The organism is Microcoleus vaginatus FACHB-2002, assembly GCF_040004035.1.
Classification (GTDB): domain Bacteria; phylum Cyanobacteriota; class Cyanobacteriia; order Cyanobacteriales; family Microcoleaceae; genus Microcoleus; species Microcoleus vaginatus_C.
Genome location: NZ_JAMPLN010000014.1, coordinates 57,706 through 79,123, shown reverse-complemented (window position 1 = coordinate 79,123; position 21,418 = coordinate 57,706). Strand labels below are relative to the sequence as shown.

Annotated in this window: 20 protein-coding genes and 1 pseudogene; 13 read left to right on the top strand and 8 right to left on the bottom strand. The window is 45.0% G+C overall.

What is annotated here, in order from left to right; translation table 11 throughout:
* Positions 1-332 precede the first annotated feature (332 nt).
* Genes NDI35_RS14225 through NDI35_RS14215 form a run of 3 tightly spaced genes read left to right on the top strand, consistent with a single transcriptional unit; the run spans position 333 to position 4,473 of the window.
* Positions 333-2,705: a PAS domain-containing sensor histidine kinase gene (locus tag NDI35_RS14225; protein WP_445313301.1), complete on the top strand. Its 2,373-nt coding sequence runs from the start codon at positions 333-335 to the stop codon at positions 2,703-2,705.
* Positions 2,705-4,402 (top strand): putative bifunctional diguanylate cyclase/phosphodiesterase, encoded by a 1,698-nt coding sequence (locus tag NDI35_RS14220; RefSeq protein WP_445313300.1) that lies wholly within the window; start codon positions 2,705-2,707, stop codon positions 4,400-4,402. The genes NDI35_RS14225 and NDI35_RS14220 overlap by 1 nt, the downstream gene beginning before the upstream one ends.
* Entirely contained in the window at positions 4,351-4,473 is a 123-nt protein-coding gene (locus NDI35_RS14215) for a hypothetical protein (RefSeq protein ID WP_445313299.1), read from the top strand. Before NDI35_RS14220 ends, NDI35_RS14215 begins: the two co-directional genes overlap by 52 nt.
* Positions 4,474-4,607: 134 nt before the next feature.
* Here NDI35_RS14215 and NDI35_RS14210 read toward each other — a convergent pair whose 3' ends face one another.
* Positions 4,608-5,954, bottom strand: a complete 1,347-nt coding sequence (locus NDI35_RS14210; protein ID WP_445313298.1) for a J domain-containing protein — start codon at positions 5,952-5,954, stop codon at positions 4,608-4,610.
* A 200-nt stretch (positions 5,955-6,154) separates the two neighbouring features.
* Between NDI35_RS14210 and polA the strand changes: the two genes are divergently transcribed.
* The 4 genes from polA to NDI35_RS14190 all read left to right on the top strand — a co-directional run bounded on the left by polA (position 6,155) and on the right by NDI35_RS14190 (position 13,000).
* On the top strand, positions 6,155-9,226 hold the full coding sequence (gene polA / locus NDI35_RS14205) for a DNA polymerase I (protein ID WP_445313297.1): 3,072 nt from the start codon (positions 6,155-6,157) through the stop codon (positions 9,224-9,226).
* 11 nt (positions 9,227-9,237) lie between these two features.
* Positions 9,238-9,810, top strand: coding sequence for a thermonuclease family protein (locus NDI35_RS14200; RefSeq protein ID WP_445313296.1), 573 nt, complete (start codon positions 9,238-9,240; stop codon positions 9,808-9,810).
* A gap of 531 nt (positions 9,811-10,341) precedes the next feature.
* The gene (locus NDI35_RS14195) at positions 10,342-10,863 is read left to right on the top strand and encodes a hypothetical protein (protein ID WP_445313295.1); all 522 of its coding nucleotides are present in this window, start codon (positions 10,342-10,344) and stop codon (positions 10,861-10,863) included.
* Positions 10,864-11,284: 421 nt separating this feature from the next.
* A complete protein-coding gene (locus tag NDI35_RS14190; protein WP_445313294.1) occupies positions 11,285-13,000 on the top strand; it encodes a sensor histidine kinase in 1,716 nt (571 codons plus the stop codon).
* 276 nt (positions 13,001-13,276) lie between these two features.
* Here NDI35_RS14190 and NDI35_RS14185 read toward each other — a convergent pair whose 3' ends face one another.
* Positions 13,277-13,969: a DUF2259 domain-containing protein gene (locus NDI35_RS14185; RefSeq protein ID WP_445313293.1), complete on the bottom strand. Its 693-nt coding sequence runs from the start codon at positions 13,967-13,969 to the stop codon at positions 13,277-13,279.
* A 217-nt stretch (positions 13,970-14,186) separates the two neighbouring features.
* Between NDI35_RS14185 and NDI35_RS14180 the strand changes: the two genes are divergently transcribed.
* The gene (locus NDI35_RS14180) at positions 14,187-14,390 is read left to right on the top strand and encodes a hypothetical protein (protein WP_445313292.1); all 204 of its coding nucleotides are present in this window, start codon (positions 14,187-14,189) and stop codon (positions 14,388-14,390) included.
* A complete protein-coding gene (gene clpB, locus NDI35_RS14175) occupies positions 14,377-16,992 on the top strand; it encodes an ATP-dependent chaperone ClpB (protein ID WP_445313291.1) in 2,616 nt (871 codons plus the stop codon). The genes NDI35_RS14180 and clpB overlap by 14 nt, the downstream gene beginning before the upstream one ends.
* 117 nt (positions 16,993-17,109) lie before the next feature.
* On the opposite strand, the gene NDI35_RS14170 is transcribed toward clpB, so the two are convergent.
* The 3 genes from NDI35_RS14170 to NDI35_RS14160 form a co-directional block, all read right to left on the bottom strand.
* On the bottom strand, positions 17,110-17,334 hold the full coding sequence (locus NDI35_RS14170; protein ID WP_445313368.1) for a DUF4277 domain-containing protein: 225 nt from the start codon (positions 17,332-17,334) through the stop codon (positions 17,110-17,112).
* A 321-nt stretch (positions 17,335-17,655) separates the two neighbouring features.
* Positions 17,656-17,862 (bottom strand): hypothetical protein, encoded by a 207-nt coding sequence (locus NDI35_RS14165; RefSeq protein ID WP_445313290.1) that lies wholly within the window; start codon positions 17,860-17,862, stop codon positions 17,656-17,658.
* A 139-nt stretch (positions 17,863-18,001) separates the two neighbouring features.
* Positions 18,002-18,514: a helix-turn-helix domain-containing protein gene (locus NDI35_RS14160; protein WP_445313289.1), complete on the bottom strand. Its 513-nt coding sequence runs from the start codon at positions 18,512-18,514 to the stop codon at positions 18,002-18,004.
* Positions 18,515-18,685: 171 nt separating this feature from the next.
* On the opposite strand from NDI35_RS14160, the gene NDI35_RS14155 reads away from it, so the two are divergent.
* Positions 18,686-18,973: a hypothetical protein gene (locus NDI35_RS14155; RefSeq protein ID WP_445313288.1), complete on the top strand. Its 288-nt coding sequence runs from the start codon at positions 18,686-18,688 to the stop codon at positions 18,971-18,973.
* A gap of 94 nt (positions 18,974-19,067) precedes the next feature.
* The gene (locus NDI35_RS14150) at positions 19,068-19,511 is read left to right on the top strand and encodes a hypothetical protein (RefSeq protein ID WP_445313287.1); all 444 of its coding nucleotides are present in this window, start codon (positions 19,068-19,070) and stop codon (positions 19,509-19,511) included.
* A 40-nt stretch (positions 19,512-19,551) separates the two neighbouring features.
* Here NDI35_RS14150 and NDI35_RS14145 read toward each other — a convergent pair whose 3' ends face one another.
* Positions 19,552-19,851, bottom strand: a complete 300-nt coding sequence (locus tag NDI35_RS14145) for a hypothetical protein (RefSeq protein ID WP_445313286.1) — start codon at positions 19,849-19,851, stop codon at positions 19,552-19,554.
* 146 nt (positions 19,852-19,997) lie between these two features.
* On the opposite strand from NDI35_RS14145, the gene NDI35_RS14140 reads away from it, so the two are divergent.
* Positions 19,998-20,198, top strand: coding sequence for a hypothetical protein (locus tag NDI35_RS14140; RefSeq protein ID WP_445313285.1), 201 nt, complete (start codon positions 19,998-20,000; stop codon positions 20,196-20,198).
* A 118-nt stretch (positions 20,199-20,316) separates the two neighbouring features.
* A pseudogene (locus NDI35_RS14135) lies at positions 20,317-20,424 on the top strand (Rpn family recombination-promoting nuclease/putative transposase); the annotation flags it as partial.
* A 7-nt stretch (positions 20,425-20,431) separates the two neighbouring features.
* Here NDI35_RS14135 and NDI35_RS14130 read toward each other — a convergent pair.
* Together NDI35_RS14130 and NDI35_RS14125 are read right to left on the bottom strand one after the other, a co-directional pair.
* Positions 20,432-20,995 carry a Uma2 family endonuclease gene (locus NDI35_RS14130; protein WP_445313367.1) on the bottom strand — a complete coding sequence of 188 codons (564 nt, stop codon included), beginning with the start codon at positions 20,993-20,995 and terminating at the stop codon, positions 20,432-20,434.
* Between the two features lie 50 nt (positions 20,996-21,045).
* Positions 21,046-21,318 (bottom strand): helix-turn-helix domain-containing protein, encoded by a 273-nt coding sequence (locus NDI35_RS14125; protein ID WP_333243632.1) that lies wholly within the window; start codon positions 21,316-21,318, stop codon positions 21,046-21,048.
* Between the last annotated feature and the right edge of the window lie 100 nt (positions 21,319-21,418).

The window sequence follows — 21,418 nt, the reverse complement described above, 5'->3', positions numbered from 1 at the left end:
CCTCTTCCTCGGTGCGTGAATCTACGCAAACAAATATAATAAATTTACAATCCCAGTTCTTGTGCAAGCCTAGGATTGCGGAACTTCTTTTTGCCCTACTACAAATAGTTACCGTAAAAATACCGATTAGCAGGCATTATTCAGCTTATTATCAATTTGTAAACTGTCGCCCGCAAGCCTGAGCGAGCCGCAATTTCTGAATCCTTTAAAGTAGCTTTAATATATCGCATCTGGGTCGGATGAGTATTCCTGCTAATTGTAATATTTGACTTAAAAAGTTTATGCTTAAAAGATAGGCTGGGGTTAAATATACAGTGCGCCCTAGAGTAACCATGTCACACTGCAACCAATCCATCTGTCGTTCCCGCAATCTCGCAGAAATGTGCGATAGTGCTGCCAGTTGGCAGCAAAAAGCCGATCGACTAACGGTAGAATTAAACACCACCCAGGATCTGCTTCACGCAGAAATCGATCGGCTCAAACAAGCCAACGAAACCTTTCACGCCGCTGTCAGTTGTGCCCCAATTTTCCTGTGGGCAACAGACAGAGAAGGCAAGTTAACCCTTGCAGCAGGGAAAGGATTAGAAAATTTGGGACTCAAACCAAGTGCAACTGTCGGGCGATCGATTTGTGAAGTTTACAGCAGCCAGCCAGATATCTTAGAAAATATTGCCGAGGTATTAGCAGGAAACGATCGCACTTGGAACATCCGAGAGAGGCATTTTATTCACGAAATTCGATCGACAGCGCTGCGAGATGGAAATGGCGAAGTTGTCGGGGCAGTGGCTGTTTCTACTGAAATTACCGAGCGCGAGCAGTTGATCGCAACTCTGGAAACGGCAAATCAAGAATTAGAACAGAGACTGCAGCAGCAGACTGCATTCTTCAATGCAGCACTTGCCGAAAGCGAAAAAAAGTACCGCAACCTCGTAGAAACCTCCCAAGAATTGATTTGGTCGATCGATATTGAAGGCCTCTTGACTTTTGTCAATTCTGCCGCCAAACGCATCTATGGTTACGAACCGCCAGAAATGATCGGACGCCGCTTCACCGATTTTTTAGTTCCTGAGCAAGAAAGTAGACCAAGAGAAATATTTGCCCAACTTTTAGCGAGAACCAAAATTCACCCACAAACCGCTAATTCTCCTTACGAAACAGTACACATTCGTAAAGACGGTACTCCCGTCCACCTGCGCGTCAACAGCATCGTCAACCAAGCTGAAAACGGCGCTATTTTAGGCTTGTGCGGAACGGCGACAGATATTAGTGATCACAAGCGATCGGAAAAAGCACTCCAAGAAGCTACAGACCAACTTCGCGCCGTTTTGGATGCCGTACCCGGACTGATTTCTTGGATTAGTTCAGATTTGCGGTATATTGGAGTCAACCAGCACTTAGCAACCTCATTCAACTTATCTCCTGAAAGCTTTGTCGGTCAAGAAATCAACTTTCTCGACAAAGGCTCGACTTTCGGAGAACTGATCCGAATTTTTTTTGACAGTTCATCTCAGCAAACCTGCCAAGAAATAGAAATAGAAATTAACGGTTTCGTCCGCAACTATTTGATAGTAGCTCAGAAATATCATCAGGGAACCGCAGCAGTTTCTGTAGGAATAGACATTACCGACCGCAAGCGTGCAGAAGCTCTAAAAAACCAATTGATCGGCTCGCTGCAAGAATCAGAACACAAATTTCGTAGCCTTTATGAAGCCACCAGCGACGCAGTAATGTTGCTTGACGAAAAGGAGTTTTTTGACTGCAACCCCGCCACCTTAAAAATATTTTGCTGTAGCAACACAAAACAATTTTACGGCAAGAAACTGAGCGACTTTTCCCCACAATTTCAGCCTAGCGGACAAGACTCATCCAGTCTAGCAATACAGAGAATATCGACAGCAATGCAAACAGGTAGCTGTCGTTTTGACTGGGTACACAAACGACTCGACGGTTCAGAATTCCCCGCTGAAGTGCTGTTAAATGCAATGGAAATTAACGGACGAAAAGTAATTCAAGCAGTAGTGCGGGATATTACAGATCGCAAGCGCGACGAAGATGGCATCAAAGCATCCCTTGCAGAAAAAGAAGTTCTCCTCAAAGAAATTCACCACCGCGTCAAAAACAACCTCCAAGTTATTTCCAGTTTGCTCAAACTTCAGTCCCGCTACATCCAAGACAGCCACGTTAGTGAAATGTTAAAAGAAAGTCAAAACCGAGTCAGATCAATGGCCCTGGTTCACGAACAATTGTATCAATCCAAAGACTTGTCAAACATTGACTTTGCTGAATACATCCAAAATCTCGCCCACAATTTATTCCAAGCTTATGAAAATCATGCAGAAGGCGTCAACTTGCAAACAAATATTGCGCCGTGTTCTCTCAATATTGATACGGCAGTTCCTTGCGGCTTAATTATCAACGAGCTTGTGACAAATGCCCTCAAATATGCCTTTAAAGGACAAGTTAAAGGTAAAATTAACATAGATTTCACGTTAGATAATAACAGAGTTTGCGTGCTAACCGTGAGCGACAGCGGAATTGGTTTTCCTCAAGACTTAGATTATCGCAAAGCCCGAACATTGGGTTTGCGACTGGTCGTGTCTTTAGTCAAGCAAATCCGGGGGGAAATAGAACTTTTAGAAACTGCGGGCACGACTTTTAGAATAACCTTTTGTCAACCCAAATTGCACTCTGAGGAGAAAAAATAGTGTCCAACAAAAAAATTCTGATAGTTGAAGACGAGAGCATCATTGCGGAAGACATTTCCGACAGTTTGATATCTCTAGGATATAGAATAACTGGCATGGTCTATTCGGGAGAAGAAGCGATTGAATCGGCAGCCAATTTGCGCCCGGATTTAGTTTTAATGGATGTTAACCTGCAAGGCGAAATCGACGGCATTACAGCAGCCGAAGAAATTCGCTTGCGCTTTCAAATTCCAGTAGTTTATCTGACAGCTTATGCCGATGAAACTACTTTGCGACGAGTCAATAGTACAAAACCGTTCGGCTATATTGTCAAGCCATTTGAAGAAAAAAACTTGCACACAACTATTCAACTGGCACTCTACCGACATCAGTATGACAGCTTGACCAACCTGCCGAATCGTTCATTTTTGCGAGAAAAGTTAAGTCGAGTATTAGATGGTCAAAAAGAATTGTCAGGAGTCATTCCAGTTGTCACGCTTAGCTTAGATAAAATCAACCGCATTAACAGTACCTGGGGACACGATATCGGCGACTCAGTGCTTTGCAGCATCGCCCAGCGGCTAACTAACTGCATGGACAACATTAATATTGTTGCTCGTTTGGAAGCGGCAGAATTCGCGCTGATTCTCAAACCAGTTGCAGAAAAACAGGATGTGGCTAAGATTGCTCAAAACATTTTAGATATTGTATCCCAAGGTATGATTGTCAAAGATTGCGAAGTCTCTGTCACTGCTAGTATGGGGATCTGCTTGTATCCCGGAGACGGCACCGACGGAGATGAAATGCTGAAAAATGCTTATATAGCAATGTATCAATCTCAGCAAAAAGGCGGCAATACTTATCATTTTTATACTGCGAAAAATGCTAATTTTTTTATCAATACACTTCTTCAAGAAACTTGCTTGCGCCATGCTTTAAAAAGCTCCCAATTTGAAGTATACTATCAGCCTCAAATAGAAATTAAAACAGGTAAAATGATTGGTGCTGAAGCTTTGGTGCGCTGGAATCATCCAGAACGGGGGCGAGTTTCCCCTGGGGAATTTATTCCAATGGCTGAAGAAATGGGCTTGATTGCACCGTTGGGCGAATGGGTATTAGAGACTGTTTGCAGGCAAACTAAAACATGGCAAAGAGCAGGTTTGCCACTCCTGCGAGTGGCAGTTAACGTGTCAGCCCGTCAATTCGAGCGCAAAAATTTCACGGAAAGAGTCAGGCAGATATTGACAGAAACAGATCTCGATCCCAAGAGTTTGGAATTAGAACTGACGGAAAGTCTGGTTTTGCAAGACGAAATTGCAGCAGCTAAAGCTTTTAGGGTGTGGAAAGATCAGGGAATTAGGATAGCAATTGATGATTTTGGAACGGGATATTCTTCTTTGAGTTATCCAAAACGCTTTCCGTTTGATGCGATCAAAATAGACAAGAGTTTTATTCGCGACATTGCAGACGATCGCCAAAATGCAGCGATAACAATAGCGATTATTCAAATGGCACACTGCATGAACATGACGGTGGTGGCTGAGGGGGTAGAAAATCAGCAGGAACTTGATTTTTTGTGCGAACACGAATGTGACGAAATTCAAGGCTATCTTTTCAGTCAGGCTTTGCCAAGGGCTGAGTTTGAAGCGCTGCTGAAAAGCGATAAGTGCTGGGATTTATCCTGGAGGAAGAAGGAAGTTCGGCAACGGATTCGGTAAGGGAAGAAGGAAGAAGGAAGAAGGAAGAAGGAAGAAGGAAGTTCGGCAACGGATTCGCTCGACGGATGTAACGGATGTCAGGAAGAAGGAAGAGGGAAGGGTGTCAGCTAATTAATAACATCCTCATTGTCTTAGTTGTTGCTAGACAAGAGAATAATGGGGAAGTGGTAGTTGGTAATTGGTAATTGGTAATTTTGCCGAAAGACTAATGACTTATGACTAATTTAAAAAAATACGATCGATCGCCCAACCAACTTCCCAGCCACAGCCCGAAACCCGAAGTAGCCACCAACAGGATAACCGTGTAAAGCCCGCTGCTAGCGTGGATCAACCTTTCTGCGGCTACCATCCGCGCCACAACTCCTGCAATAATCCCGATCGCAGCCCAAGCCCCATAAACAGTCTTAGACCCGGCGATAGCAAAGGCTTGGACGATCGCCTCCAATCCCGCCCCAGCCAAAGCCCCAGCCCACGCCCCAATCCCCAGCCCGATCGCACCTCCGATCCCGACGGGGCCGCCCGAATGCCCACCTACTTCCGCCGCCAGCCCGCACATCAAGCCAACAACCGCCCAACAGACGGCCGCCACCAACACCTTGACCCAATTCCCAGAACCAGTTCCAGCCATCAATCCCACCACTGTCAGCACTCCCGCGACAGCCAAAACAGCAGCCACAGCCCGCGACTCGGCCTCGGAACTGGCGATCGCCCCCAAACCAGCCCCAACGGCGCCCCAAGCAGCCCCTGTTCTCATTCCTCCCGCCTGAAAACCGGCGATCGACCCCCCCACCGCCCCAGCCAAAACTAAGGCCGCCAGCCACACTTTAGGCGTTGCTGAACCCTCCGCCAGCAAAATCGCGGCCCACAGCCAATCTGCACCGCAGATTAAAGCCCACATCCACAGCGGGGCGGCTGATACCGTCAAAATCCAACCGGTCAAAGCGTAACTCGCCACGGCGATTGCCAGGGGCCACCAAGGGAAGCTTGAATAGTGTTGAGATGGCCGCACTTCCCTCGGCGGGCTTGGCGGTTTTGAGTATTGAGTTGAAAATTCTGTTTTCCTTCTCGAGGTAAGCTTTCGATAGTTTTGAGATGGCCGTGCTTCCCTCGCAACGCTTCGCCCTGGTTGCTTTCTGCCCCGCGACGCTTGACGATTGTTAGTGGTAAATCGTTTCTTGCTTGATGCGTTTTTTTGAGTGAGAAATTTTTGGGAGGCGGCTTTTGGGCGGGTTTGACGGCGCTGGGAACCACGCCTGGCGGCTGATTTTCCAGAACGCCTTCTCAGCGGCTTTTCCGGCGCAGGGGGCGGTGGCTGCTGAAACTGTTTTTCGATCGACCTCGATTCAGGCTGACTCAGAAACGACAGCAACTGCTGGTAAGCTTCATTAATTTCTGTTAATCGTTGTTGAGCTTTTTGTTGCAGGCGGTCGTTGTTGGCAAACCGATCGGGATGCCACACAAACGCTAAATCCCTGTAAGCGCGCTTAATTTCTTCTAAGGAAGTTCCAGGCTCAATTTCGAGGATTTCGTAGCATCGATTAATGTCAGCCATAGGCTTCGGGCAGGTTTTTGTAAATTCGCGTGAAGCGAAGCTATCCCGTAGGGAATCATACTTAACATCTTCTACTATTCTCAGCCAAGCTGCACAGTAAGCCGCTCCCCGCTCAAGTGTCAAGCGTCCTCAAGTCTGCGGGCCATCCTTCCGGTCGATCAATGCAGGGGGACAACTGAGTACAATGAGAAAATCCTTTCGTGCGATCGGTATTTGTGTCTGTGTCGGCAAATCAAGCTCCCATCTTCATCCTAGTTGACGGTCACTCCCTGGCCTTTCGCTCCTACTTCGCCTTTGCCAAAAGTCGAGACGGAGGCTTGCGAACGACAACAGGCATTCCCACCAGCGTCTGTTTTGGCTTTCTGAAGTCGCTGCTGGAAGTAATGGCGGCCCACGACCCCCAGTACATGGCGATCGCCTTTGACCTCGCCACACCCACTTTTCGCCACGAAGCAGACGACACCTACAAAGCCGGTCGAGCTGAAACACCGGAGGATTTTAAGCCGGATATCAAAAACCTGCAAGAATTGCTCACCTATTTGAATTTACTTGCAATAACTGCTCCCGGCTACGAGGCGGACGATGTTTTGGGAACTTTGGCAAACAAAGCCAGCGCGGCGGGTTATCAGGTCAAAATCCTGACGGGCGATCGAGATTTGTTTCAATTAGTAGCAACCGAAAAACAAATCAGCGTATTATATTTGAGTACCGATGAACTCAGGCGATCGGGCAAAGGCAAATCCCAAGAATACGGCCCGGAAGAAGTCAAAGCCAAACTCGGTATTTTGCCCCAACAAGTAATAGATTACAAAGCTTTGTGCGGCGACAAATCCGATAATATTCCCGGAGTTAAAGGCATCGGCGACAAAACCGCCCTGCAATTGCTGGAAGCTTACAATTCCCTTGATGGAATTTATGCAGCCATCGACGAGATTAAAGGAGCAACTAAGAAAAAGCTAGAAGAAGGCAAAGAAGCTGCTTACCATTCTCAACGCATGGCGACAATTGTCCAAGACGTGCCATTAGAAATAAACTTAGAAGATTGCCAGCTTATAGGTTTTGACGAATCAGCCTTGATTCCCATGCTGGAAAAATTGGAATTTAAAACTTTTTTAAGCAAAGTAAAGCAAATTCAAAAGCGTTTTGGTGGTGTAGAAGAACCATTGGCAAAGGGCGAACCTGATGCCCACCCCACAATCAATTCAATGGACAGTGGAACATGCATCTTGCCTGTTGCCGACAGTGGAACAGGCATCTTGCCTGTTGCAAAGGGCGGGCAAGATGCCCACCCCACAATAGATAAGTCACCTGCAACTTCTGAAAGTTCAGAAGACGACGCATTGTGGTTTTTTAGTCCCGCAGAAACCCTAGCCGCCCAGCAGGAAAACAAACTGCCAATTAAACCCCGAATAATTCAAACAACCGAACAGTTAAACGAATTAGTCGAACTGCTGCAAACTTTCACCGACAAAGCCTCACCCGTGGCGTGGGATACCGAAACCACCGCCATCGAAGCGCGAGACGCCGAATTAGTCGGAATTGGCTGCTGTTGGGGAATCGGTGAAGAGGATCTCGCTTACATTCCCACGGGACACAAAACGGGCACAAACTTGGACAAAGCCACAGTTTTAAATGCTTTGCGTCCGATTTTGGAAAGCGAGAATTATCCCAAGGCGCTGCAAAATGCTAAGTTTGATCGATCGATCCTGCGGTGTCAAGGAATTAAACTAGCAGGAGTCGTTTTCGACACCATGCTAGCCAGTTACGTACTCAATCCCGAAAAAAATCACAGTCTCAGCGAACTGTCAAGGGAATACTTAGGCATTGTTGCCAAAACATACAATGAATTAGTGCCGAAAAACAAAACAATTGCTGACATCAGTATTGTAAAAGTAGCCGACTACTGCGGCATGGATGTTTACACTACATTTCAGTTAGTAGGTAAACTTAGAGCAAAATTGGATGAAGCTGATGAAGCTAACTTTCCCGGAAAGTCTCTGCATCGGTTGCTGCTGGAAGTAGAACAGCCCCTAGAACCCGTTTTAGCAGAAATGGAATATTGCGGAATTCGCATTGATTCAGCATATCTGCAAGAACTATCGCAACAGCTAGAAAAGAGCTTAAAGGAAATAGAAGAAAAAACTTATCAAGCAGCGGGGAGAAAGTTTAATTTAGGTTCCCCGAAACAACTCAGCGAAATATTGTTAGAAAAAATCCCGGATGAGTTTCAGAAAAAGTCTCGCAAAACTAAGACAGGATACTCTACAGACGCCGCTGTATTGGATAAATTGCAAGGAGACCACCCGATTGTAGACGATTTATTAGAACACCGAACATTATCCAAGTTGAAATCAACTTATGTCGATGCTTTGCCGCAGTTAGTGCGTGCGGATACCGGGCGAGTGCATACAGATTTCAACCAAACTGCAACGGGTACGGGAAGGCTTTCTTCTTCTAATCCAAACTTACAAAATATTCCCATTCGTACCGAGTTTTCGCGGCAAATTCGCAAGGCTTTTTTACCGGAGGAAGGTTGGCTGATGGTGTCGGCTGACTATTCTCAAATTGAACTGCGAATTTTAGCTCATTTGAGTCAAGAACCTGTGTTAATAGAAGCTTACCAAAATAACCGAGATGTGCATACCGTGACGGCTCAACTGCTGTTTGAAAAAGAGGAAGTAACGCCGGACGAAAGACGGTTTGGCAAAACGATTAATTTTGGGGTAATTTACGGTATGGGGGCGATCAAGTTTGGTCGTTCGATGGGCAAAACTTCCGCAGACGGTAAAAAGTTTATTGAACGATTTAACCAGCGTTACAGTAAAGTTTTTGAATATTTGGAGAAAGTAAAAAAAGAGGCGATCGCCCTCGGATACGTTACCACAATTCTAGGTCGCCGCCGCTATTTAAAATTCGAGAGCGAAAGCCTCCTAGACTTAAAAGGCCGCAATCCCCAAGACATTCACTCCGATAGACTTAAATCTGTCAGCAGAGATGACGCCCAATCTTTGCGGGCCGCAGCCAACGCTCCCATTCAAGGCTCTAGTGCTGATATCATTAAACTTGCCATGATTGAAGTACACAAAATTTTGCAAAACTATCAGGCGCGGCTGCTGCTGCAAGTTCACGACGAATTAATCTTTGAAGTACCTCCCGATGAATGGGAAGAATTGCAGCCGAAAATTAGAACTGCGATGGAAAATGCTCTGCCACTTAGCGTACCGCTGATAGTTGACATCCACGCTGGGCAAAATTGGATGGAAACAAAATAAAACAGAGAAATATGAGCAAAACAAAAATCGCCATTTTCCCAAAAATAAAAACCTTAAGTGCTGTTGCTCTGCTATTGCTACTATTCGGGTGTCCCCAAAAGTTAGCGCCCAACAACTATGCTGTCAAGCGAGTCAGCGACGGCGACACCCTTGTCGCTAGCGATGCCGCCGGGAAAGATATAAAAGTGCGTTTTGCCTGTGTAGATGCACCGGAAGTCGCGCACACCAATGCTGAGAAAAATAGCAAAGCAGCAGCCAAAAAAAATCAATTTAAGTGGGGAAATCTAGCGCACCAAAGAATGCAGCAGCTAGTCAAACAAGGGGGCGGTCGCGTTGTTTTGACCGTCACCGATACTGACCGCTATGGCCGCAAAGTTAGCGAAGTTCGGTTGCCAAATGGTACATTTGCCCAAGAAGTTTTGATCCGCGAAGGATTAGCAATGGTTTACCGTCCTTATTTGAAAAACTGTCCGAGTGCAAGTATTCTGGAACAAGCGGAAGCCGAAGCTAAGAAAAATCGCCGCGGCGTTTGGGGAGATTCTAAGTTTGTTCCCGCGTGGAAATTTCGGAACAGTGATAAATGATGGGAAGAAGGAACTTCGACTTCGCGATCGGGTAAAAATAAGGAAAATGGTAGGAGTACGAGCTAACTCTTGCCTTCGGAGTTTTGTTAGTCTCGTATAGCCACAAGTTTCAACCGATTTGTATATTGACAGGGACCAGATTATGTTGTTGGGGTGGAATCTGGGAACCTGTATCAGACATTTACAGTCTTGGACTCACTCCGGTTTTGTTAAACCCCGTCTATACTATAAATCTTAGGTTTAGCTGCTCCGCATCGGCCCAGCAAGCGGGTTTCTAGATACCGATGCCGATCGTCCTAATTTAGTAGAATACAATCAGGACGAGGTTCTGCTCCTACGGTGTGCAATCTGTGGAGTTTCGGCGATAGCTGACGCCAGATTCATCTAAAACCAGACATGAGTTCGATCGCACTTTTCTCCGAGCTGTTTTTTCGGAAAAGTCAACAAATGTGATAGGCTCCAGATAAACTAATAGACTGCTGACAAAAGCGGTCTATTGCACTCACCCAAAATTAACTTTAAGGGACATCAATGAATTTCAAACATCTGGTTATTTCCGGCCTTGCGCTGATCCTCGGTACTGCAATTGTAGGAAATGCGATTGCTCAAGAACTGACCGAAAACCAAAAAACGGTTATTTGTCGCTTGAAAACAGAAGTTGACCAGCGGAAAGGCAACGGTCAAAAATTAGTATTTGTGCCGTTGCTGGGCCAAGTTCGCAAGCAAGTTTCATCTCCTTTTAGAGCAACGCTGCATCCTAATGTGGAGTATGTTTTTGTTGGCACTTGCGACGGAAATTGTCAGGATTTAAACTTATCTCTCAAGGATGAAAGCGGTAAGGAAATCGCTGCGAGTCAAAAAACAGGCGAACTGGCGTCAATCTCTTTTACTCCCCCATCCCAAGGTCAATATCAAATCACTGCTAAGCCTGGGGAATGCACGACGGCAGAGGGTTGCAGTTACGGCCTGGGAATCTTCGTCCCTGCCTCTGCTAGCGTACCTAATGCTTCAAGAATTCCTGCGGAGATAGCACAATTTCGACTTTGCCAGTAGGAGAACAGCGATAGAGTTGTGGGTTGCGAGTAGAGTAGAGTTTTCAATCAGAAATCTAACTCATAACTTGCAACTTATAACTCGCGACTTATATCGCAACCACCAAAACGGTGAGGACGTTCTTAATTACTGAAACCATGCCTTTGACTGGTTCTTCCTTCTGGCTTTTTTTTACTCTGAGCGACTTGCCCCCTCGTATCGCCGAAGGGAAGCTAGCCGAAGGCAGCCGAAGAGCCTTATTCCTTCTGCTATAATTTCTGACGCATAACTGCTCCAAACTGTCAAGCCGATCGAGCTGTGGAACCCTGCAAAGGCCCAATAACTGCCGAAAGCTGGCTTGAAGCCAGAACTTTATTTACCCTCCGGCAGGCATCAATTAGAATATAGATGGTGCCTCTCAAAGGTGACGAGTACATTGCCCATGTCTTTAACCTTAGCTTTGAAAAATCAACTGCAGAACCGTCCTCAAATAGGGTTGAAAAGTCTGTTGGGCCGCTTGGGTATCAGGCAGAAAATCGGCTGCGGATACGCCTTGGTCATTAGTATTGCCGTTTTGGGTGCTGTGGCGGGACGGGGAGTAGAATCCTATCATAAACAGCAAGTTAGAGAAAAACTAGCGATCGACCGAGATAAAGCGGAAATCCTGACAAACCTCAACAACACGGTGCAGGAAGTCAGAATTCAGCAGCAAGAGCTCGCGAGTCTGACGGCCAAACCGCAAATTTTCGATCGCCAACGCTCGGAATTCCTGACTCGCGTTGCTCAGATGAGCGGCATCCTCGAACAACTGCAAACCCCGTCGCAGACAAAGAATCCCGAGATTGCCAAAGACTACCAACAGCTTCAACAGTTCGCTCAAGTCAACGGCAAAACCGTAGAATCATACTTTCAACAAGTACAAAAATTGTTGGCTGCTGCGAAATTATCTGCTTTGAATCCGAAGCAGCAGCAGGCTTTGGGGCAGAACTTGAACAATTTTGTGGCAGGCGAAACTGCTTTTAAACTCAAACAGTTTTCCGAAGATTCAGCCCAACTGGCCGGCAACTTTCGCGATAAAGCAGATGAGGCATTTAGAACCTACGAGGAAGCCGAAAAACTTGGAACTCTGATTCTGGTTGGCTCTCTAGCAGTATCCGCTGGTCTGGCAGCCGTACTTGCAGCATACACCAGCCGGGCGATCGCCCGCCCCTTAGAAGCCACCACCCTCATCGCCCAGCGAGTTACCGAAGAATCAAACTTTGATTTGCAAGTACCCGTCACTACTTCCGACGAAGTGGGAATGCTGGCAGTTTCGCTCAACGAACTCATTCAGCGCGTAGCAGAATATACAGAAGACTTGCACGAAGCAAAAGTAGCAGCCGAAGCTGCCAACCGCTCCAAAAGTGCATTTCTCGCCAACATGAGCCACGAACTCCGCACCCCCCTCAATGCCATCATCAACTACAGCGAAATGCTGCAAGAAGATGCTCAAGATTCGGGTTCAGAAGACTTTCTCCCGGACTTAGAAAAAATTCAAACCGCAGGCAAACACCTGCTGGATATGATTAGCGACATCCTCGACATTTCCAAAATAGAAGCAGGTCACGTCACCCTTTATTTGGAAAACTTCGACGTGGCAACCATGATTGAAGAAGTGATGACTACGGCTCAACCGCTAGTAGAAAAAAAAGGCAATGCTTTAGCACTGAAAACAAAAGGCGAACTCGGCACAATGTACGCCGACCAACCGAAAGTGCGACAAATTCTCCTCAATTTGCTCAGCAATGCTGCCAAGTTTACCGAAAAAGGCGTCATTACTATCGGCGTCGAAAGAATGAAAATTGAAAAATCAAGACCGGTGAAACCAAATAAAAATAATGATTTTCAATCGGGTTCAAACTATACTTCTCAAGTTTTAATGTTTAGAGTCAGCGACACCGGCATCGGCATGACAAACGAGCAATTAGAGCAGATATTTAAACCTTTTACCCAAGCTGATGCTTCGACTACTCGCAAGTACGGAGGCACTGGTTTGGGATTGACAATTAGCCAGCGTTTGTGTCAAATTCTCGGCGGCGAAATTAGCGTCGAAAGCGAAGACGGTAAAGGTTCAACTTTTATTGTCAGTCTCCCGGAACGGGTGATAATGCAGGGATGAAGTGAGGCAAAATATGGATTTTGACACGGATACACGGATTAATTATTGAGCATTCCTCAATAGTCAGGAGGCAGATGTTCAAGGAAAAAGAAACACCGAGGAAGGAAGAGGGAAATTTTAAAATGTATTGATATATCAATTATCAAAATAAAGAATAATTAACAACCCGGACTGACGCACAGACTCTATTTGTAGGTGAACGCTGCACATCTTACATATAGGGGTTCTGCGTAAGTTTTGATAATTCCCAGGTCAAAACCTGGGAATATAGCAAGCCTACAGAACAAAGCCTTGTACAACAGTAGTTTTCAAGACTCCTTCAAAAGTGCGTTCTGTCTTGTCCACCAGGACAACGACATTGCGCCCGTTCGGAGACAAACGAACTTCTCGGATTGAATAAGAGAACACCCAATCTTGAAAATTGTTCAGCGATCCGAGGACACGCTGCCGACCGTTATGATTAATTACAAGACGCATTGCCGCGCTTTCTTTGCCAGGAGGAGTAGTTTTTTGCCGCTGTTCCAGGCGAATTTGTAAAGGCTTTGCGGTATTGACTTTGACGGCGACTGTCTCGCTTCCATTGGCTCCGGGAGTACGAGAAATAATGTTCAGTTTAGTTCCAGCTTGAGGAGGAGTTAACTTCAAAGTTTGCCTGTTATTCCAACTTTTTTTAAGCAAGTCATCTTCTGCCATTTTAGTGCTTTTATTGGAGTCTGGCTCGCCATATTTAGTTTGGATACACCCATTTTTGATGCAGGAATTTGCAGCAACTTGGACAATTTGCAATTTTGCTTTGGGAATTCCCGCTCCTGTATCTCTGGAACTTTCTAGATACAAGTAGTAATTGCTGTCGGCGGAAAAACCAGACATCCGGTGTGCGGCACGCCAGGTACTTGCCAAAGCTTCAGGGGCTAGTGCGATCGCGGCACTTGCTATAATACCTAACGAAATTAAAGGTAAAATTTTCATAGCTATATTTTCTAGGTGTGAGAGTTATAGCTGCTGTTATTGATGCGTAAAACAATAACGCTTTGGGTTTAGCTATAGGACTGTGACGCTTATCAAGTCCTCTCTCCTATTTACATGAGTGTTTCTCAATTTTCCGCACGAGACTGTTTAAGAATGTGCAGTTTTTTTAAGTGGCACTAGAAAGCATTTTTAATGTGAGAGTTGCTTTTATCCAAGAGTGCAACTTTTAGGGGCGACAGTTTGCTTTTGGCTGCCAGAGACTGCGACAAAGGACGGAAATACCTATCTACAGATAGGGGAACACCGATCCGATCGCCCTCCGCAACTCCCTACAATGACAATTGTACGGGCGATCGAGCAATTGCCTCTACAGCAGTCATCATTTTCTATTCAGGGAATTAAAATTTATGCAACCGAATAATCCAAACCAATTTACAGAAAAAGCCTGGGAAGCCCTCGCGCGCACCCCCGAAATCGTCAAAGCAGGTCAGCAGCAGCAGCTAGAAAGCGAACACTTGATGAAAGCTTTGCTGGAACAAGAATCTGGGCTCGCTAGCAGCTTATTTAACAAAGCGGGAGTTTCTGTAGCAAAATTGCGCGATCGCACTGATGAGTTTATCAGTCGTCAGCCGAAAATTACTGGAAGCGGCGGCAACGTTTATCTCGGTCGTTCTCTCGACACTTTGCTCGATCGCGCCGAAACTTATCGCAAAGACTACGGCGATGAATTTATTTCGATCGAGCATTTGATACTAGGTTACGTTAAGGACGATCGTTTTGGCAAAAATCTACTACAAGAATTTAAACTAGATGAAGCCAAGCTCAAAGATATCATTACCCAAGTCCGGGGGAAGAACAAAGTGACCGATCAAAATCCAGAAGGCAAATACGAAGCGCTGGAAAAATACGGCCGAGATTTGACTGAAGCCGCGCGTCAAGGCAAACTCGATCCGGTAATCGGACGGGATGACGAAATCCGCCGCACGATACAAATTTTGAGCCGTCGCACCAAAAATAATCCGGTATTGATTGGGGAACCGGGAGTCGGCAAAACTGCGATCGCCGAAGGACTCGCCCAGCGAATTATCACCGGAGATGTGCCACAATCTCTCAAAGACAGACAATTAATTAGCCTAGATATGGGCGCGTTAATTGCAGGTGCAAAATTCCGGGGAGAATTTGAAGAACGCTTGAAAGCGGTGCTCAAAGAAGTTACCGACAGCAACGGCAAAGTCATCTTATTTATCGATGAAATTCATACCGTTGTCGGTGCGGGTGCAACTCAAGGCTCGATGGATGCCGGTAACTTACTTAAACCCATGTTAGCGAGGGGAGAATTGCGCTGTATCGGCGCTACAACTCTCGACGAATACCGCAAGTACCTCGAAAAAGATGCGGCACTAGAACGCCGTTTTCAACAAGTTTATGTTGACCAACCGACAGTTGAAGATACTGTCTCGATTTTGCGGGGCTTGAAAGAACGGTACGAAGTTCACCACGGCGTTAAAATTTCTGACAGCGCCCTAGTGGCGGCGGCTACTTTGTCTACTCGATATATTAGCGATCGCTTCCTTCCAGACAAAGCCATTGACTTAGTGGACGAAGCAGCGGCTAAACTCAAAATGGAGATTACCTCCAAGCCGGAAGAACTAGACGAAATCGACCGCAGGATTTTGCAGCTAGAAATGGAAAGACTGTCGCTGCAAAAAGAAAGTAACTCTGCTTCGATAGAACGTTTGGAAAGACTGGAAAAAGACTTAGCCAACCTCAAGGAACAGCAAAACGGTTTGAATGCTCAATGGCAATCGGAAAAAGGTGTCATCGGCAGCATTCAAAAGATTAAAGAACAGATTGATAAGGTCAATATTGAAATTCAGCAAGCTGAGTTAAAATATGACCTAAACCGCGCTGCTGAGTTGAAATACGGCACGTTAACTCAGTTGCAAAAACAACTGCAAGAAGCGGAAACTCAACTGACAGCAACTCAAACCACAGGTCAAACTCTGCTGCGGGAAGAAGTTACAGAAGGTGACATTGCGGAGATTATTTCCAAGTGGACGGGAATTCCGATCAGCAAGTTGGTTGAATCGGAAATGCAGAAACTTCTGCACTTGGAAGATGAACTGCACAAGCGGGTAATTGGACAGGATGAAGCGGTGACTGCGGTTGCAGATGCAATTCAGCGATCGCGCGCCGGTTTAGCCGATCCCAATCGTCCGGTTGCCAGTTTTATCTTCCTCGGCCCCACGGGTGTTGGTAAAACTGAATTAGCCAAAGCATTAGCGGCTTATCTGTTCGACACGGAAGAAGCGATCGTGCGAATAGATATGTCGGAATACATGGAGAAACACGCGGTTTCGCGGTTAATTGGTGCGCCTCCGGGATATGTTGGCTACGATGAAGGCGGACAATTAACTGAGGCTGTGCGCCGCCGTCCTTACTCCGTGATTCTATTCGATGAAATTGAGAAAGCGCACCCGGATGTATTCAACATCATGCTGCAAATTCTGGATGACGGCCGCGTCACGGATGCTCAAGGTCACACGGTAGACTTTAAGAATTCTGTGATTATTATGACATCGAATGTCGGCTCTCAATACATCTTAGATGTGGCGGGAGATAACGAACAAATGCGGAGTCGGGTGATGGAAGCGATGCGGGGAACTTTCCGCCCGGAATTCCTGAACCGGATTGATGAGATGATTATCTTCCACGGTTTGAGTAAGGCAGAACTGCGGCAGATTGTGCTGTTGCAAGTTAAGCGCTTGGAAAAACGGTTAGCGGATCGCAAAATGTCTCTGAAATTGTCGGAATCGGCGATCGATTTCTTAGCAGAAATTGGTTACGATCCGGTTTACGGTGCGCGGCCATTGAAGCGGGGAATTCAACGCGAGTTGGAAACGCAAATAGCGAAGGGTATTTTGCGGGGAGATTTTGCTGACGGCGATACCATTTTTGTGGATATCGAGAATGAAAGGTTGGCGTTTAAGCGGCTGCCGGCACAGTTGGTGACTGCGAAATAATTTGAGTAGGGTGGGCTGCGGCCCACCTTATTTTTTTGAGGCGATGGTTCTTTTTTTGACCGCAGATGTAGGCGGATGGACGCGGATGGACGCGGATGGGATGGCGGGCGATCGTTCTTAAGGGCGATCGCTTGTGGCTTTGATGGCGATTTTTGTGAAGAGTTTTGGGGTTCCTACTTGATAATATTGGTCGAGTGCTCTTCCGAATCTATAGTCGTCTAGATGTTCAGGTAGTATTCCCTTTCCTATTAGATTCCTATTAGATGTGATCTTGATTTTTTTACAAAAAATTGCTCGAATATGTATAATGGCGCTTAAAAATCCTAGTCCATTTAAAATCATTGCTTTCATGACTTGTCCTGGGCTGAGAATTTCTTGGGTTGTTATTCTTACTATGAAAGTTGACTTCTTCTACTAATTCCCTCTTGTCTATTATGCCTGCTACTATTCCTAGAAGGTCTAAATTTAGGACTTTTTTGGGTTCTTTGGGCTCATTCATGGTTTTTTCCTCTTTGACCCGCGATGAGTTCATTTTAACTCAAAAAGCCTGAAGTTATTGGTCAGCAATCACTTCAGGCTTAAATTTTTCAAATTTATAACCATCAATTCTGTTTAAAGACCTGCGGAATGTGGGATAAAACAATATCTCCTTTTTTAGCTTCACTAAATTGGCTCTCCATCTTCAAGGGTGTAAATATCAGGTTCGTCGTGCAGGAATGGAAATGCTCCTCCGCTTTGGGCTAACTGGATTATTTCCACAGTAGAAGGATAGGGGATGTTATTAAATTGTTTGACTTTTATTAGCAATTGCTCCTTTTCTGAGAGTGTCTGGATGATTTGTACTAAGGATTCAATTAGTTTTGTGTTCATAGCTGAAAATATCTGGGGATATTTTATTTTACTTCAACAAGGCAACATTCGATGATTATAACAAAACAACTAAGAGCGTGAAGCGAAGCTATCCCGTAGGGAATCGCCCGATCCAGTAAAATTCGGAGATAGCACAGATTTACTCCTCGAAGTCCACCTGCTTAACCAGCTCTAAAGGTATATCTAGCGCTTCTGCAATTTGCTCGTCGCTCAAGCCAAACTGCCGTAATTTATCAATTGTTTCAATCTTAGTTTTTATTTGGGTTTCCTCCTGCAAGTCGCCAGTTTCCGGCTGACTTTTATCTGGGGTAGGAGTAGACGGAGTAGGACAATTATTGACGTAGCTAATTCTGTTATTTTGAAAATTATTATTTTTACCAAGAGTTATATTCTGATTTATCTGTCTTTCTATAACGGATTCAAGATTACTTTTTTTAACAGATTCGCCAAACACTTCAGATAACATTTGTAAAAGTTCGTGACTAGCCTTTTTAACGTGCTGGAAACTATAACCATAACTTTCTGCAACATCAGCATATCTTTGACGCTTCAGTATGCCTGCGATAATCCTCCGCTGCAAGTTATTTAGACGTTTACCTGTGTTGGTATAGACAGCTTCATCGACAAATTGCAATATCTGAGGACTATCCATAGGTGGGATGGTGAGATAGGTATGGTTACTATACCAAACTTTTTCCCACTTTTTCCCACTTTTTTTGGCTTCGCGTCGGATTTTTAGGAAGTTCCAACTTTTTCCAACTTTTTTTCCTTTACAGGGTTAGTGCGATCGGTCTAGTATGAACAAAAAATCACGAGGTGTTTTATGGGAAAAGATCGAGTTTGGCCAAGAACTTGGAATACCTACTCTGAATTGCCTGGGTATCAAGTTAAATTTAACGTTGATACATCATCAGGTCTTGTAATAGGTTTCCTGGTAGCACCTACCAGTGAGTCTGATCCAGATGACAACCATGTTCATTATTGGTATGATAACCAATCACGGCAATCTGGCTACCAAATGAAGAGTGGAGGTAGGCATTTTGCTTCGAGTTTTTCTGATTATGTGATCCAGGATATAGGGCAAAAACTGCCTGATCTCTTGATGAAATAGATGGCTACTTTTTGTTGCAAATATAAGCTTGACAGCGATCTTTAGTTCTAAATATTTTTATACTAAAAATACATATCTAATGGAGAAATATCAAATGTCAATAAATGACTATGATTGGCAAAAAATTGACACATTTGATGAAAAAGTTGAATGGCAAAAATCCCTGGCGAGGGAAGTTTATAGTATCTGTATTCCTTTTACTGTCCATTTTGGGGAAAAACATGAAAAGGAGACAGATGAATTAGATTTAACTACGTATAATTACCAGGATGATATTGTTCAAATTTCTTACAAGTATAAATTGTACGATGATGGGCGGGAATTAAGTTCAACCGAAATTAACCTAGTACCTCTTCACACCCGAGTTTTCTCCGTAATATATGTTTGGGGACAGAATCGTTATATTATCGATTGCTTTCGCGTAGGTTCTTGGCTCAATCATATGGAGTCTTTGAGGTTAAGACTTGAACCAATTAAGAAAGCCGAAGAAGAAAAAAGGAAGCAAGAGGAAGCAAGGAGATTCGGTAGGCTAGAGTGAATTACTCAAAAGCACGCTCTCCTTTCTTATTCGTCGCTCATCAAGACTTTTTCTCCCGCCAAATCGCCTCACTCTCGGCCTCTAAACCCGACAATAAATCAGTCAAACCCACATTTTCATTTTCCATAATCGTTGCAATCCGATCGATTAGTTGGGAAACTTGAGGTTGTTTGGGAGCAAGCACAATCAGATTGCCTATTTGCAGTAGCACCAGCATATCTCCCCGATCGACTTTGAGAGCATCTTGTAATAACTGGGGAATAGTAATTTCCCCTCCCTGTCCCAGAACAATAGGGAATTGTTGAATCTCTACATCCGTTTCTTGTGAAGTTATTGTCACGACGTTAACCTCAGCCTTTAGTGTTAAGTTTTTAAGAGTCTTTATTATAGGAATTTTTTGGCATTTTTTGTCCAAATCCCCTGGAAGTTGCAATTACTGCGTTGACCTGCTACCGTTAACATAGACGCATCGTAGGAAAACAAGCGATGACACTAACAGAATTACTCCCTACCATTAGACAACTGTCTGCGATCGAGAAACGAGAGTTAATCCGCATTCTAATGGCGGAAGAGGATATCAGTGATGAACGGGCGTGGCAGGCTCAATTTGAAGCTACAACAGACGCTCAGTGGGATAGTCTAGCTGAGATAGTACGTCAGGAAATCGCTGCTGATATAATACTTTAAGTTCTAAGTATTAGGCTTAAGATCGATCGCCCTAACCAGAAAACCCAAGTGCGATCGCCCGCAACTACCAAATAGTTTCAACATTAGGAATATCATACCGCCGCGCGATCGCATCTTAGTTGCGATCGCGCGGCAATTGCTCGATCGCCTGAATGATGCAACTATCAGTCAAACAACCGGACTCACTATTGAGGATGTGCGGAATTTGCGATCTGCTCGAAATTAGAGCCAAGTTATCCACCTGCTTTCAGCCACCCAAAAACCTGCTCTACTGTCAAATCTAATGTTAAAAAACTTGGCACGGGCAACCGATCTTGTCCCGTTAACTCAACTGGTTCTCGTCCGGGAATAAATGCTAAAATAAACCGTTCCTCTGGATCGATTAACCATCCGAGCTGAGTCCCGTATTTCAAACAGTGTAAAATATTACTAATCACCTTAGTTGCTTTCTGGTCTGGGGATAAAATTTCTACTGTCCAGTCGGGATGAATTTCAAAGGAATTCGGAACTTCGCCATCCGCTTCAAAAGTGATTCTATCCCAAGCAAATACTGTAGCATCAGGTACAATAGAACGCCCGCCAAAAGTACAGCGCAATTCGGGAAAAGCAAGAGCAATTCGTTCTGCTTCCGCAACTAGATTAACAGCGTTGCAAAACTTGAGTTGCAAACGAGAATGTTTGCCTTGAGGCATACTCTTTTGGTGAATGCGTCCGTTAATAAATTCACTCGCAGGTTGAGTTTCTGGTAGTTTGAGGAAAGCTTCGAGAGTGAGAGAAATGGGAAGTGCTGCTGTCATCGCTTTGAATTCGGTGTCATTGCCACTCTGCCATAATTTTATCATTAACTCTATTCTGTGTTTGTAGATCGATCGACCTCACCCTCACCCTCATCCTCCAAAATCTCACCCAAATAGCGCTGCACAAACTCCCGCGCTGCATCTATATCGAGCAACTTTAACGCCACAACCATCTTCACAAGCGTGTCTCCAGTTGGATCTATCAACTCATTAAACCAACGATAGACAACAGAACTTCGCACACCCATTGCGATCGCCAATTTGTTTTGGCTAATGCCATAGGTGTTCAGCACATCTCTCAGAACTTGACCAGCTTTTCCCATGCACCCCATGATGCCAAGGGATGCCCCAACCGTAAATGACTACACATATGTAGTTATTGCAGTATGATAGAGGTAACTACACATATGTAGTTATTGGTAG